At 64.3% G+C, this 14,062-nt stretch carries 11 protein-coding genes; 6 read left to right on the plus strand and 5 right to left on the minus strand.

Annotated elements, in window-relative coordinates; translation table 11 throughout:
* The first annotated feature begins 251 nt into the window (after positions 1-251).
* From QM615_RS12430 to QM615_RS12440, 3 genes are read left to right on the plus strand one after another with little or no spacing between them, the layout of a single operon-like run.
* Positions 252-1,310, plus strand: coding sequence for a carbon-nitrogen hydrolase family protein (locus QM615_RS12430; RefSeq protein ID WP_269594702.1), 1,059 nt, complete (start codon positions 252-254; stop codon positions 1,308-1,310).
* Positions 1,303-2,304, plus strand: coding sequence for a phenylacetaldoxime dehydratase family protein (locus tag QM615_RS12435; protein ID WP_283347378.1), 1,002 nt, complete (start codon positions 1,303-1,305; stop codon positions 2,302-2,304). Before QM615_RS12430 ends, QM615_RS12435 begins: the two co-directional genes overlap by 8 nt.
* 20 nt (positions 2,305-2,324) lie before the next feature.
* The gene (locus QM615_RS12440; RefSeq protein ID WP_283347379.1) at positions 2,325-3,275 is read left to right on the plus strand and encodes an AraC-like ligand-binding domain-containing protein; all 951 of its coding nucleotides are present in this window, start codon (positions 2,325-2,327) and stop codon (positions 3,273-3,275) included.
* 2 nt (positions 3,276-3,277) lie between these two features.
* Here the strand turns inward: QM615_RS12440 and QM615_RS12445 are convergent, their stop codons facing one another.
* Positions 3,278-4,255, minus strand: coding sequence for an alpha/beta hydrolase (locus QM615_RS12445; RefSeq protein WP_283347380.1), 978 nt, complete (start codon positions 4,253-4,255; stop codon positions 3,278-3,280).
* 223 nt (positions 4,256-4,478) lie between these two features.
* Here QM615_RS12445 and QM615_RS12450 point away from each other — a divergent pair, with 223 nt between their 5' ends.
* Both QM615_RS12450 and QM615_RS12455 read left to right on the plus strand, forming a co-directional pair.
* The gene (locus tag QM615_RS12450; RefSeq protein ID WP_283347381.1) at positions 4,479-4,970 is read left to right on the plus strand and encodes a MarR family winged helix-turn-helix transcriptional regulator; all 492 of its coding nucleotides are present in this window, start codon (positions 4,479-4,481) and stop codon (positions 4,968-4,970) included.
* Positions 4,967-5,347 carry a DUF5313 family protein gene (locus QM615_RS12455; protein WP_269594706.1) on the plus strand — a complete coding sequence of 127 codons (381 nt, stop codon included), beginning with the start codon at positions 4,967-4,969 and terminating at the stop codon, positions 5,345-5,347. Before QM615_RS12450 ends, QM615_RS12455 begins: the two co-directional genes overlap by 4 nt.
* On the opposite strand, the gene QM615_RS12460 is transcribed toward QM615_RS12455, so the two are convergent.
* Positions 5,341-7,722, minus strand: coding sequence for an ATP-binding protein (locus tag QM615_RS12460; protein ID WP_283347382.1), 2,382 nt, complete (start codon positions 7,720-7,722; stop codon positions 5,341-5,343). The genes QM615_RS12455 and QM615_RS12460 overlap by 7 nt on opposite strands.
* A 122-nt stretch (positions 7,723-7,844) precedes the next feature.
* Between QM615_RS12460 and glgX the strand changes: the two genes are divergently transcribed.
* Positions 7,845-9,887 carry a glycogen debranching protein GlgX gene (gene glgX / locus QM615_RS12465; protein ID WP_283347383.1) on the plus strand — a complete coding sequence of 681 codons (2,043 nt, stop codon included), beginning with the start codon at positions 7,845-7,847 and terminating at the stop codon, positions 9,885-9,887.
* Between the two features lie 60 nt (positions 9,888-9,947).
* Here the strand turns inward: glgX and QM615_RS12470 are convergent, their stop codons facing one another.
* Genes QM615_RS12470 through QM615_RS12480 form a run of 3 tightly spaced genes read right to left on the minus strand, consistent with a single transcriptional unit; the run spans position 9,948 to position 14,019 of the window.
* On the minus strand, positions 9,948-11,654 hold the full coding sequence (locus QM615_RS12470) for a glycerol-3-phosphate dehydrogenase/oxidase (protein ID WP_094687541.1): 1,707 nt from the start codon (positions 11,652-11,654) through the stop codon (positions 9,948-9,950).
* Positions 11,651-13,168 carry a glycerol kinase GlpK gene (gene glpK, locus QM615_RS12475; RefSeq protein WP_094687540.1) on the minus strand — a complete coding sequence of 506 codons (1,518 nt, stop codon included), beginning with the start codon at positions 13,166-13,168 and terminating at the stop codon, positions 11,651-11,653. Before glpK ends, QM615_RS12470 begins: the two co-directional genes overlap by 4 nt.
* Positions 13,165-14,019: an MIP/aquaporin family protein gene (locus tag QM615_RS12480; RefSeq protein ID WP_032379865.1), complete on the minus strand. Its 855-nt coding sequence runs from the start codon at positions 14,017-14,019 to the stop codon at positions 13,165-13,167. The genes glpK and QM615_RS12480 overlap by 4 nt, the downstream gene beginning before the upstream one ends.
* Between the last annotated feature and the right edge of the window lie 43 nt (positions 14,020-14,062).

A 14,062-nucleotide genomic window follows, 5' to 3' on the forward strand; every position in this document is an offset into this window, starting at 1 on the left:
GGCGTGTCCGGTCCAGACTGCGCCCGGACAGGCGAGGAGGTCTTGTGTGATCGCGCACACATTGTGCGGTAGATGCGCACCGCCGATCGACCTCCTCGCGTGACGATCGTGTGTCGAGACACCCGGCCCCGGTTACCGCCGTGTTTCACCGCCCTGGCATGCGACGGAGAGTCAACTATTCCGACACTTCGAGGCCATCCATCGGCCTCTCAGCAGGCAAAACTGGTGCCCTCCCATACGAAAGGCCCGCAATGACACACCACCAGTTTCGCGCCGCAGCAGTCCAGGCCGCGCCGGTATTTCTCGATCTCGACGCGTCGATCGACAAGGCGATCGGCCTGATCGAGGACGCGGCCCGCGCCGGAGCCGAGCTCATCGCATTTCCCGAGACCTACCTGCCCGGCTATCCCTGGTACATCTGGCTCGACGCACCGGCGTGGGGGTTTCAGTTCACGCAGCGCTACTTCGACAACTCACTGGAGTACGGAACACCGCAGGCGGCTCGAATTGCGCAGGCCGCCAAGGACAATCACATCATGGTCGTGATGGGCCTGAGCGAGCGATACAAGGCCAGCCTCTACATCGCCCAGTGGATCATCGACGCCCAAGGCAAGACCGTCGCGATGCGCCGCAAGCTCAAGCCGACTCACGTCGAACGCACCGTGTACGGCGAAGGTGACGGCTCCGACCTGTCGGTATACGACACCGACCTCGGACGCGTCGGCGCACTGTGCTGCTGGGAGCACCTGCAACCGTTGTCGAAGTACGCGATGTACGCCCAGAACGAGCAGGTGCACATCGGTGCCTGGCCCAGCTTCTCGCTCTACACCGGCGCGGCCTACGCCCTCGGGCCGGAGGTCAACACCGCTGCCAGCCGCATCTACGCCGTCGAAGGCGGCTGCTTCGTCATCAGTCCCTGCGCGACCGTCTCCCCCGAGATGATCGACATCATGTGCACCGACGACGCCAAGCGCGCGATGCTCACCGCAGGCGGCGGTCATGCCCGCATCTTCGCGCCCGACGGCCAACTGATGCACGAGCCGCTCGCACCCGACGCGGAAGGCATCGTCTACGCCGACATCGACACCAGCCTCATTTCGATCGCCAAGGCCGCCGCCGACCCGGCCGGCCACTACTCCCGTTCCGACGTGACACGGTTGTGGCTCAACAAGACTCCGGGCGACCGCGTCGTTCAGGGGACGCAGCCCGGTGCGAATACGCGCTACGACTTCACCGAGGACGTCGCGGCCGAGCTACGTCTGGAGATCACCGAGCAGCTCGCTCTCGACGAGGGCGCCGCTCGTGTCTGAACTCGAGTCGGCAATTCCCGCCCATCTCGTCGTTCCCCGGTCGTGTCCGCGTCGCACACCCGAGGGCTACCAGCCACCCTTCCCGTCGTACGTCGCCCGCTTTCCGGTATCCACCGAACGAGTCGTGATGGGCTACTTCGGAATACAGGGCATGCCCGACGCTTCCCCGTGGGGTGACGAGGGCCCATCCCGAAGGGACCGAGCCCGGTACACCGACGAGGAGGGCATCGACACGACGGTGTTCATCGGCTACTGGGACGACGTCGCAGTGTTCGACCGCTGGTTCGATACCGTCGGTCGGCACTGGACCAGCGTCGGAGGCCGCTTCGTCGAAATCATCAGACCGACCGTCGACCGCTACGAGACACTCTTCTCCTCCACCGGCCGCATGGAAGGTGTTGCCACTCTGACGGATTCGCTCAGTGGTTCCATCGAGGAACATGCCTACTGGGGCGGGGTCCGGGATCGAATCCCGTTGTCGCAGAGTGACTCACTTGCTCCCAGCGGGGAGCCTCAGGTCGTACGCGACGGCGACAGAGTCACGATTGTGCCGCAGGAGAACATCTGCCTCATTCGATCCGGGCAGGACTGGGTCGATACGGTCGGGTCCGAACGAGAGATGTACCTCCGGGACGTCGAACCGGTGTTGCGCGCCGGCATGGAGTTTCTTCGCGACGACGGCCTGGACATCGGTTGCTTCGCCAACCGATACATGACGGTGGTCGACGACAACGGCGTCGATACCGACAAGTCGTTCGGCATGAGTTGGTGGCGCAGCCTGAGCGACCTCGAAGCATGGGCCGTGTCGCATCCGACGCATGTCGCCATCTTCGGTGCCGCGCTGAAGTATCTGTCGACGATGGGGCCCGCGGCGTCGCTACGGCTCTATCACGAGGTGACCGTCGCGGCGGCGGACGAGCAGTACTTCGAGTATTTCGGCTGCCACGACCGCACGGGTCTACTGCGTACCGCTGCGGAGCGTTCTACCCTGTGAGGAGACGGGAGGTACCTGACATGGCCGATCCGCTGCGCACCGACTCCGTCGATCTGGCCGACAGCGTCGATTTCTGGACCGCTGCGGTGAGTCGGACGTACGTCGATCTCGAGTGCACGATTCCGGAGAACGCGTCGGCCATCACCGGGCATATCGAGTCCACCGGACTTGCGACTCTCGGATTGTCGCGAGTGTCTGCGACAGCTCAGACCGTGCTGCGGACGCCAGCAGGTATCTCCCGAACCAGTGACGACTACTTTCTGGTCAGCGTCCAGACGTCGGGGACCGGGTTTGTCGTGCAAGACGACCGAACGGCGGTCCTGCAACCGGGAGACTTCGCGCTCTACGACACCACCCGGCCGTACAGTCTTCGCTTCGACGACCCGTTTGCCCAGTACGTGCTGATGCTCCCCGGCGCAACACTGCGAACGCTCGTCCGGGACACGGGTTCGCTGACCGCACGGGCGGTGTCCGGACGACAGGGGGCAGGAAAACTACTCGTGAGCATGATCTCGTCGATCATGGACGACGCCGACATGAGTACCGCGTCGGCCGAGGCCGTGTCGCAGAGCGTCGAGTACATCCTGGTCGCAGGCCTGGTCGGGCTGACCGGGGTGGAGAAGCCTGCACCCTACGCAGCCTCCGAACGGCTGGGCGAAATCAAGCGTGCGATGACCGCGCGGCTGCGAGATCCGGATCTGACCGTGACGGAAGTGGCAGCCTCGCTGCACTTGTCGCTGAGTACGGTGCATCGAGCGTTCGCCGGTGAACCGTGCACCGCCAGTGAATGGATCTGGATGCAGCGACTCGACGGCGTCAAACGCGCTCTGTGCGAACCCCAGAATTCCCGCACCACCATCGGAGCCCTGGCGGCGTCCTGGGGATTCACCGACCCGGCGCACTTCAGCCGTGCCTTCCGGGCCCGCTTCGGCTGCACCCCCAAGGACTTTCGCGACACCAACCGCGGGTGAGCTCAGATCCCGAGCGATCCCGCCAGCGTGGGCCAACTCTTGGGCAGTTGCTCCACCCAGTAAGGCCACGAATGGGTTCCGGTCTCGGTGAAGTCGAACGTCGCGGGGATGTTCAACTGGCTCAGTCGATCCGCAAGTCGATGGGTGCAGTAGTTCGCGCCCACCTCGATGAGACCACCGACCACCACCACGTCGAGCGCCGACGCGCTGTCGAAACTTTCGTGGCGACCCGGTGCTCCCGTTCCCACCGACACGTACACGTCGGTGCCGCGCAGGCTTTCGGCATTGACCACCGAATCATGTTGCGCCCAGGCAGGATCGAGAGGACCGCCCCACATGTTGTCGGCATTTCCGCCGAATGCTCCGACGATCGCGCGGATACTCGCCTGCCCCATGGGCTCCGAGGAGGCGAAACACCCGCTGTACGACGCCACCCCGGAGTAGACATCGGGATTACGTGCGGCCAGCATCATGGCCGACTGTGCACCCATCGACAGCCCGGCAATCGCGTTGCGTCCGTTGCCGTCCACAGACGCGTCGATCAGCGGAGGAAGCTCCTCGGTCAGGAACGTTTCCCATTGATAGCGGCCGAGTTTCGGATCGTCTCGTTGCCAGTCGGTGTAGAAGCTGCCCGGCCCGGCCAGCGGTAGCACGACGTTGACGTTCTTGTCGGCGAAGAATTCGGCCGCTCCGCCCTTGCGGAGCCACATGCTGTTGTTCGGATCCTCTTCGCCGATTCCGCTGAGCATGTACAACGTCGGCCGCGATCCGGTCTTCGCTGCCGGAGTCAGCACCTGCACCTCGACAACGGCCCCCATCGCAGGCGATTCCACACTCAGCGTGCGCAGGGTGTCGGACGCGATCACGGTATCGACGATGCGGGCGGCCGAGACGGCAGGATCGGCGGAGACAATGCCGACCGAGGACACGGACAGCGCGGCGGCGACGGCGAACGTGGTGAAGATGCGTCGACGACGCATGGCGATCCTCTCGGGATTTGTCACAGGGCGGGAGTTGTCACAAGAAACTGGCGAATTGCATGGAGCATTGCACAGCAACCGACCGGATGGAACGCCGTACGAACATCCACCCGATTCGGACCGACCGGGACTCTGACAACACATCACTGCACGAGCATTCACCCTTCTTTGCAACGCTTTTCGGGCATCCAGTTCCGATTTCACCGCATCGCTTCGTCCACTAATGGTTAGTGCACTAACCAATACTGGTAGCCTGGGCATCGTGACGACCACCGAAGATCCACTCGCGCTCGACCGCCAGGTCTGCTTCGCGCTCGCCGTCGCCAACCGCGCCGTGCTGTCGGTGTATCGGCCACTGCTCGAGCCGATGGGACTGACTCATCCGCAGTATCTGGTGATGCTGGCGCTGTGGGGCGAATCGCCGATGTCGGTCAAGGCCATCGGATCGGCCCTGCAACTCGACTCCCCCACCCTCTCGCCTCTTCTGAAGCGTCTGGAGTCGATGGGGTTGCTCACCCGCAATCGAAGCGCCGAGGACGAGCGCGTTCTACTCGTCGCGCTCACCCCGGCCGGGGCCGCGCTTCGCAAGAAAGCGGAGAAAATTCCACCCACCGTCGTTTCGAAACTCGGAGCGTCACTCGTCGAACTCGACGAACTACGACGCGTCCTCACCCGCGTCAACGACGCGGCCATCGCAGCAGGAGCACTGTCGTGAACACTCGTCCTACCCGCCCGCGCTTCGGTCAGTGGCTGGGCTACGCCGTCCTCGGCCGCAAACTGCCTGACTCCATGCAGGATTGGGTTCGACGCGACCTCGTCGGCCCAGGAGCGACACCACGTCACATCCTGCGGTCGATGATCCCGTTCCTGCCGATCTTCATCGGATTCTTCGTTCTGTTTCCGGGAGCGATCTGGCTACGCGCGTCGATGGTGTTGCTCAGTTTGCTGCTCGCGCTGTTCTACACCGCCGCCTACATGGACCAGAACCGCGCTCGACGCCTCGAGATCCACGGGCTACCGGCCGATCTGAAGAGCCCGAAGAAGATGGCCGAGATGGAACGCGAGCGAGAGAACTACCGCCGCAATCACTGACGCTCTCGGCCGAGCCCGGCGGTGAAATCGTCGGCGATCATCGCCGCCAAGTCGCGGGTCTTGCGGTTGGTGTTCTGCGAGAGCTCGGTCAGCTGCGTGAAGGCAGCGTCTGCGTCGATGCGGTACACCGACATCAGGATTCCGACGGCTCGGCCGATGGATCCGCGGGTGTCGAGCGCAGTCCGTAGTGTCGCGGCCTCGTTGCCGCTTTCCTGGATCAGTTGTTCGCGCACGCGCGAGAGTTCGAGGTGCACTCGAATTCGAGCCACCAATTCTCGGTCGTGGAACGGTTTGACGATGTAGTCGTCGGCCCCGCGCCCGAGCCCGTCGAGCACGAAGTCGGTTCCCGCTCGCGCGGTCAGCAGTATCACCGGCACCCGCTGCAAGACGTCGTCGCGGCGGATCTCGTCCACGAGTTCCAGACCGCTGCGTCCGGGCAGCAGAACGTCGGAGAGCACGAGGCCAGGCATCGTCGATCGAGCGCTGCCGAGTGCGGTCTCGATGTCGCCCGCGGTGGTGACGGACCAGCCCTCTTCGGTCAGCAGGCGCACCAGGTAGTTACGCATGTCGACGTTGTCCTCGACGAGAAGAATGTCCGCGCGCTCGGTGGTCACCGTCGCCGAGTCGCTCGCAGCGAAGATCGCCGACACCGAATCGGCGGGGGCGGCCGGCCGTTCGACGGCTGCAGCCGCCTCGGCGGGCAGGCGCGGAACCACGACGGTGAAGGTACTGCCACGGCCCGCCTCGCTCTCGACGTCGATACGGCCGCGCAAGACGGTGAGCAGGTCCGATACCAGCGCCAGTCCGATACCGGATCCTTCGATGCTGTGGGCACCCGATCGTTCGACTCGATGGAATCGATCGAAGATCAGCGGCAGGTCATCTGCGGGGATCCCGAGACCGGTGTCCGCAACGACCAGGCGGACGACGTCGCTGTCGGTCCGCAGGCGCACGGAGATCCGACCGACCGGCGTGTATTTGACGGCGTTCGCGACGAGGTTGAACACGATCTTCGTCCACATCTCACCGTCGGTGAGGACGACGACATCGTCGGCGACGTCGACCACGAGCTCGAGACCCTTGCCCGACGCCACCGCCTCGAACAGCGACGTGCAGTCACGCGTCACCGCTCCGAGGTCGGTGGGTTCGAGGCGGGGACGCAGCTGACCGGCATCGGCACTGACCACGTCCAGGAGATCGTCGACCAGTCGACGCAGTCGAGTCGACGCGCGATGAACGACGTCCAAGGACTCACGATCGACGTCGGTGAGCGTCGAGTCGACACTCTCGCGTACCGAATCCAACGGGCCCGCGAGCAAGGTCAGCGGCGTACGGAACTCGTGTCCGACGTTCTCGAGCAGCCGCGTCTTCGCCTCGTCGGCTTCGGCGAGTGCCGCGACGCGTCGCCTCTCCATCTCGAAAGCATGCGAGGCGGTCAGGGCCGTGGACACCCGCTCGGCCACCGCGATCGAGAAGGACACGACGGAGTCGTCGCGGGCGCGAGATTCGTCGACTCCGACCAACAGGGCTCCGATGGGCTGAGCATGTCCCGCGAGCGTCAGCGGAACGATGACCGCCTGCGCGACGGATCCGGCAATCTCGACCGTCGAGCAGGGAACGCGTCCGTCGCACACGTCGAGAACGTGGGCAAGGTCCCAGGTCGCGTCGTCGCAGCCGAGTTCGCCCGAGGTTGCGATGTGATCGAGCTGCCCGTCTTCGGCGAGGTCGCGGCGCAGGTAGGCCGCGACGAGGGGAAACTCGCGGGCCTCGTCACCCAGCGTCTCGACCGCGGCGCGACAGATGCCTACCGGCCCCTCGGTGCCGTCACCCGTCAGTGAGCCCAGGGCGAGCAGCGCGTGCATGCGGCGTTCGCCGAGTACCTGCATCGTGACCTCGGTCGTGGCAACGAACACGCCGAGTACCGTCCGTCCGGCCCCGAAGATCGGGCTGTACGAGAAGGTCCAGTACGTCTCCTCGGGGTAGCCGAACCGATTCATGACGAACAGCTGCCGAACACCGTGCACTGGCTTGCGGTCCTCGACCACGTGAGCGCAGAGACCGCCGACGTCGTCCCATATCTCGGACCAACACTGGCTGGCCCGCTGACCTGCGGCCTGCGGAAACTTGTCCCCGAGAAAATCCGTGTACGTGTGGTTGAAGATCTGCACCAGATGAGGGCCCCACCAGATCAACATCGGGATCGTCGACGGCATGACGGTGCGGACGGCGGTCACCAACTCCTGCGGCCAACTCTCCACCGGCCCCAGATCGGTCGCCGTCCAGTCCAGTTCCCGGAATCGCGCGTCGGTGGCGTTGTCACCCGAAAACAGCTCGTCCAGCTGGGCCGAACTACCATCGGGTTGTGGGGAATTCATCGCCTCGTCCTTCGCACTGTCGTTCCGCTCCAGTCCGGAGGGCGCGATCTCGGCGTCAATACTAGCCGAACGACCGGTATGCAGGCGTTTCGCTGATCCCCCACGGGGGTACTGCCGCGAGCATGCCCCTCTCATCAAGTCTCCCGTACCCCTTGGGCGTCTCTCGTCTGTCGAACGACGGTGCCAACCTTGCCGTCTACTCCGAAACCGCGGACTCGGTGTCCGTGGTCGTGCTGAACGACGACGGAACAGAGCGCAGTACAACACCGTTGACGCTGCGTACCGGCCACGTCTTCCACGATCTGGTTCCCGACGTCACGCCGGGTGCACGCTACGGACTGCGCGTCGACGGTCCATGGGATCCCGCGTCGGGGCTGCGGCACAACTCGGCGAAGTTGCTCCTCGACCCGTACGCCACCGCCATCACCGGTCAGGTCGACTGGAACGAATCGGTGTTCAGCCACCTCCACGCCGGGCCGGAGACCCGCAACGACGAGGACTCGGCCCCGCACATGCCGTATTCCGTTGCCGTGGAGTCGAACTTCGATTGGTCCGGCGACGAGCCACCGCGCACACCACTCGATCGCACGGTCGTCTACGAGGTACACGTGAAGGGCTTCACTGCCACCAATCCCGATGTACCCGAGGATATTCGGGGCACCTACGCCGGTCTGGCGCACCCCGCCGCGATCGCACATCTCAAGCGCATCGGCGTCACCGCGGTGGAGTTGCTGCCCATCCACCAGTTCGTTCAGGACTCGCATCTGCTCGAGGAGGGGCGGCGGAACTACTGGGGCTACAACTCCATCGGCTTCTTCGCACCGCACAACGAGTACAGCAGCAGCGGCGACACCGGCGGCCAGGTGGACGAGTTCAAGGCGTTGGTCAAGGCCATGCACGAGAACGGCATCGAGGTCATTCTCGATGTCGTCTACAACCACACCGCCGAGGGAAATCACCTCGGACCGACGCTCTCGCTCAAGGGAATCGACAACGGCTCGCACTACCGTCTGGTCGACGAGGACCGCAGCGCGTACTACGACACCACCGGCACCGGCAACAGTCTCAACGTCGGCCACCCCGCTGCCCTGGCACTGATCCTGGACTCGCTGCGCTACTGGGTGACGGAGATGCACGTCGACGGGTTCCGCTTCGACCTCGCCAGCACGCTGACGCGTCAAGACTCGGACCTGAACGTGCACAGCGCATTCCTGAGCCTGGTACACCAAGATCCGACGCTCGCGCCGGTCAAACTGATCGCCGAACCGTGGGACACCCAGGGCTACCAGGTGGGCGGCTTCCCGGCCCGATGGTCGGAGTGGAACGGCAAGTTCCGCGACGACGTCCGTGACTTCTGGCGCGGCGAGAGCGGCGCACTACCCGCCCTGGCGCAACGCGTCACCGGCAGTCCGGACGTCTACGAGAGCACTCGTCGACCCACGTTGGCCAGCGTCAACTTCATCACCGCACACGACGGTTTCACGTTGGCCGACTTGAACTCCTACGACGACAAGCACAACGAGGAGAACGGCGAGGACAGTCAGGACGGCGAGTCCGACAACCGTTCGTGGGGTTGCGGCGCCGAGGGCCCGACCGACGACGAGGGCGTCAACGCACTCCGGGCCCGTCAGCAGCGCAATCACCTTGCCACGCTGTTGCTCTCGGCCGGCGTGCCGATGATCCTCGGCGGCGACGAGCTCGGCCGGACGCAGAACGGCAACAACAATGCCTACTGCCAGGACAACGAGGTCTCCTGGTTCGACTGGAGCACAGCCGATCAGGACCTCATCGACTTCACCACCCACTTGATCGCTCTACGCGACGAACACCAGGCCTTGCGCCCCACGTGGTTCCGCCACGACAGCGATTCCGACGAGGAAGGAGCCGGACCGGACACCGTCGACTTCTACCGCGCCGACGGCGAGAAGCTCTCCGACGAGGATTGGTCGGACGGTAATGCGCACAGCATTCTTGTCCTCATGCGTGCCGGTGAGTCCGATGCGTCGTTCGCGTGGATGGTCAACGCCTCGCCTGGCACCGTGGAATTCACTCTGCCGAAGGGACATTGGACTCAGTCGACTTCGAGCGACCCCGATCAGGCATACGAGGCAGGCGGGCCGTCGATTCTGATTCGCGAACACTCGTTCACGTTGCTGCAGGGCTGACCCCGCAACAGCCGACAATGGCGGCAGTCCTCGTCACGAGGACTGCCGCCATTGTTCGTTTCAGCTCACCCCGGCGCGCACGTCCGGTGCTCCGAGTCGAGCTGCATCGGCGGTGTCGTCGTCCGGCTGCTCCTGCGAATCCCGTTCTGCCAGAACGCGGAGCCGGTAGTGCTCGATTTCCTCGGCAACATGCTGATCGTCCCACCCGAGGATGGGTGCAACCAGACGAGCCACCTCGATGGCCGCCGCTTCACCACGATCGGGAACCTCGATCGAGATTCGGGTCCGACGGGTCAGAATGTCGTCGAGATGCTGCGCGCCTTCGTGACTGGCCGCATAGACCACCTCTGCCTTCAAGTACTCCGGTGCACTCTCGAGCGGCTTTCCGAGTTCTGGATCGGCGTCGATCAAGTCCAGCAGCTCACCCATCAGAGTGCCGTACCGGCCGAGCAGATGCTCGACGCGTGAGACGCGCATACCGGTGCGTTCGGCCGTCAGAGCGCGGGAGTTGTACGCGCCGAGGTAGCCGTCCGCACCGACGAGCGGAATGTCCTCGGTGACGCACTTCGGTACCGTGCGTTCGAGTCCGTGCACCGCGGAATCGACTGCGTCCTTGGCCATCACGCGATAGGTGGTGTACTTGCCACCGGCGATGACCGTCAGTCCGCGGACCGGGCTGGACACCGCATGTTCCCGGGACAGGGTGCTGGTGGAATCGGATTCGCCGAACAGCAACGGGCGCAGTCCGGCATACACGCCGACGACGTCGGTGCGGTCCAACGGATCGGCGAGCAATTTGTTCACGTGGCCCAGGATGTAGTCGATGTCGCTCTGGCTCGCGGCCGGGTGAGCCAGGTCGAGCTTCCAGTCGGTATCGGTGGTGCCGATGATCCAATGACTACCCCACGGGATGACGAACAGCAGACTCTTCTCGGTCCGCGTGATGATGCCGGTGGCACTGTTGATGCGGTTGCGCGGCACCACCAGGTGCACCCCCTTGGAGGCGCGAACCTGGAATTGTCCACGGCCACCGACCATCTGCTGCACCTCGTCGGTCCACACCCCGGCGGCGTTGATGACCTGCTTGGCCCGCACCTCGAAGGAACGGCCCGTTTCCAGGTCGCTCGCCACGACGCCGACGACCTTGTCGTCCTCCCGAAGGAAGCCCGTGACGCGAGTGCTGTTGGCGCACAACGCGCCGTAGGCTGCCGCGGTACGAGCGAGCATCATTGTGTGCCGAGCGTCGTCGACCTGGCCCTCGTAGAACTTCACCGCACCGCGGATCGCCGAGCGCTTGCCCGACGGGAAGGACTCGAGCGTCTTCTTCTTGCCGAGGTGCTTGTGGTGACTCGGGACGCCGCGTCCGGCACCCATGACGTCGTACACGCCGATCCCGAGCCCGACGTACGGACGGTCGATCACCTTCTCGAGCGGATAGATGAACGGCACCGGGCGAGCGAGGTGCGGGCACAGCTTGTTCAGTACCAGCGAACGCTCCTTGAGCGCCTCGAACACCAACGCGAAGTTGAACTGCTCGAGGTAGCGCAGACCGCCGTGGAACAGCTTGCTCGAGCGGCTGGACGTGCCGGCCGCGTAGTCACGCGCTTCGAGCAGACCCACTTTCAATCCGCGGGTCACGGCGTCCAGTGCAGTTCCGGCACCGACGACGCCGCCGCCGATCACCAGAATGTCGAGCTCTTCGGCTTCCATCCTCGCCAGCGCATCTGCGCGTGCCTGAGGACTCATGGCCGTTGTGGTGGAACTCATTCTTCATCAACCCAATCGAGAGTTCGTGTTACTGCCTTCTTCCAGCCGGCGTACAACTTCGCCCGCTGGTCTTCGTCCATGGACGGGGTCCATGTCTTGTCCTCGGCCCAGTTCTGGCGAATGTCGTCTTCGCTCTCCCAATAGCCTACGGCCAGTCCGGCGGCGTAAGCCGCTCCGAGAGCAGTGGTTTCGGCCACGACGGGACGGACCACGTCGACGTTCAGGATGTCGGACTGGAACTGCATCAGCAGTTCGTTGACCACCATGCCGCCGTCGACCTTGAGCACCTCGAGATCGACGCCGGAGTCGGCGTTCATGGCCTCGATCACCTCACGCGTCTGATACGCGGTGGCTTCGAGAACGGCACGCGCCAGGTGCCCCTTGTTGACGAAGCGCGTCAATCCCACGATGGCACCGCGGGCGTCCGATCGCCAGTGCGGGGCGAAGAGACCGGAGAAGGCGGGGACGAAGTAGGCACCGCCGTTGTCGTCCACCGACCGTGCGTCGGTCTCGATGTCCGCGGCCGAGGAGATCATGCCCAGGTTGTCGCGCAGCCACTGCACCAACGAGCCCGTCACGGCGATGGAACCTTCGAGCGCGTACACCGTCGGCTGGTCGCCGATCTTGTAGCAGACCGTGGTCAGCAGACCGTTCTTGCTCATCACCTTTTCGGTACCGGTGTTGAGAAGCACGAAATTGCCTGTGCCGTAGGTGTTCTTGGCTTCACCGGGAGACAGGCAGGCCTGCCCGAAGGTCGCTGCCTGCTGATCGCCGAGGATTCCGGCGATCGGCACGCCACTGAACGGTCCGCGCTCACGGCCGGTTCCGTACACCTCGGAGCTCGAGCGGATCTCGGGCAGCATCGACATCGGAATGCCCATGTCTGCACAGATGCTCTCGTCCCACTGCAGGGAGTCGAGATCCATCAGCAGGGTGCGTGAGGCGTTGGTCGGATCGGTGTAATGCAACCCGCCGTCGACACCGCCCGTCATGTTCCACAGCACCCAGGTGTCCATGTTTCCGAAACACAGTTCTCCCGCTTCGGCTTTCGCCCGTGCACCGTCGACGTTGTCCAGGATCCACTTGATCTTGGGGCCGGAGAAGTAGGTGGCCAGGGGCAGACCGGTCTTGGCGGTGTACTTGTTGGCATCGCCCCCGCCCAGCGCGGTGGCGATGCGATCGGTACGGGTGTCCTGCCAGACGATGGCGTTGTAGATCGGCTTGCCCGTTGCGCGATCCCACACCAGCGCCGTCTCGCGCTGGTTGGTGATTCCCACGGCGGCGATGTCCTCGCGCGTCAGATCCGCTGCGGCCATGGCACCGGCCGCAACAGCGCGCACGTTGTCCCAGATCTCCGACGCGTCGTGCTCGACCCAACCGGCCTGCGGAAAGATCTGCTGGTGTTCCTTCTGATCGACCGCGACGACGGTGCCCGCGTGATCGAAGATCATGCAGCGTGAAGACGTGGTTCCCTGATCGATCGCGGCGACGTACTTTCCTGCGAACTCGGTCATGGCTTCTCTCCTGTGGTCTGGGTGTCTGCTGGGAGTCGTGATGGCGGCTCGGGCGTCGAACCTTCTTGTTTGCGTAGGTTCTTTCCGATGAGCAGGTCGTACAGGAACACTCCTATCGGTCCGCCTACGAGAGGTCCGACGATCGGGACCCAGAAGTACAGGCCGCCGTATTGATCTCGCCAGGCTCCACCGTATCCGGTGATGTACGACGCCAGGCGAGGTCCGAAATCTCGGGCCGGATTGATCGCGTAGCCGGCGTTGGTGGCCCACGCGAAACCGATGGCGACGACGATGAGGCCGACGATCAGCGGTGCCATGTTGGCCATCGGCGCGGTGCCGAGCGAATCGGTCACGGCCACAATGAGGAACAGCAGGATCGCGGTACCGATGATCTGGTCGATCAGTGCCGAGGACACGCTGACCGGCAGAGTTCCGTTACCGGGAAGCGTCGAGAAGATCGTCTGGGTGGCGGTGGTGTGCCCGGGGTCCACTGCGTTGATCATGTCGTTGTAGTTCCAGCGCACCAGCAGAGCGGCCACGAAGGCACCTGCGGTCTGCGCGAGGATGTACGGCGCAACCATCTTCCAGCTGAATCCGCGGAAGAGTGCGAACGTGATCGTGACCGCGGGGTTGAGGTGCGCGCCGGTGATCCGACCCGCGACGTAGATGCCGAACATCACGCCGAGCCCCCAGGCCCAGGCGATCGAGTCGTGGTCTCCGAGACTTCCCGATTCACCGCCCGAGACGACCTGCGCGACGACGCCGACGCCGAACAGAATGAGAATCATGGTTCCGGCGAACTCGGCAGCCATGTGCGCCGGTAGTCCCCATTCCGGTTCCTTACGAGCCATTGTGTAGCCTCCGCAAAGTTGGTGATGCACGCCACATTGCGTG

Source organism: Rhodococcus sp. IEGM 1341 (genome assembly GCF_030056895.1).
Lineage (GTDB): Bacteria > Actinomycetota > Actinomycetes > Mycobacteriales > Mycobacteriaceae > Rhodococcoides.

Excerpts from the sequence above, each read along its gene's own strand:
- QM615_RS12430 (WP_269594702.1), top strand. The coding sequence starts at position 252 with ATGACACACCACCAGTTTCGCGCCGCAGCAGTCCAGGCCGCGCCGGTA.
- QM615_RS12440 (WP_283347379.1), top strand. The coding sequence starts at position 2,325 with ATGGCCGATCCGCTGCGCACCGACTCCGTCGATCTGGCCGACAGCGTC.
- QM615_RS12445 (WP_283347380.1), bottom strand. The coding sequence starts at position 4,255 with ATGCGTCGTCGACGCATCTTCACCACGTTCGCCGTCGCCGCCGCGCTG.
- QM615_RS12450 (WP_283347381.1), top strand. The coding sequence starts at position 4,479 with ATGGTTAGTGCACTAACCAATACTGGTAGCCTGGGCATCGTGACGACC.
- QM615_RS12460 (WP_283347382.1), bottom strand. The coding sequence starts at position 7,722 with ATGAATTCCCCACAACCCGATGGTAGTTCGGCCCAGCTGGACGAGCTG.
- glgX (WP_283347383.1), top strand. The coding sequence starts at position 7,845 with ATGCCCCTCTCATCAAGTCTCCCGTACCCCTTGGGCGTCTCTCGTCTG.
- QM615_RS12470 (WP_094687541.1), bottom strand. The coding sequence starts at position 11,654 with ATGAGTTCCACCACAACGGCCATGAGTCCTCAGGCACGCGCAGATGCG.
- glpK (WP_094687540.1), bottom strand. The coding sequence starts at position 13,168 with ATGACCGAGTTCGCAGGAAAGTACGTCGCCGCGATCGATCAGGGAACC.
- QM615_RS12480 (WP_032379865.1), bottom strand. The coding sequence starts at position 14,019 with ATGGCTCGTAAGGAACCGGAATGGGGACTACCGGCGCACATGGCTGCC.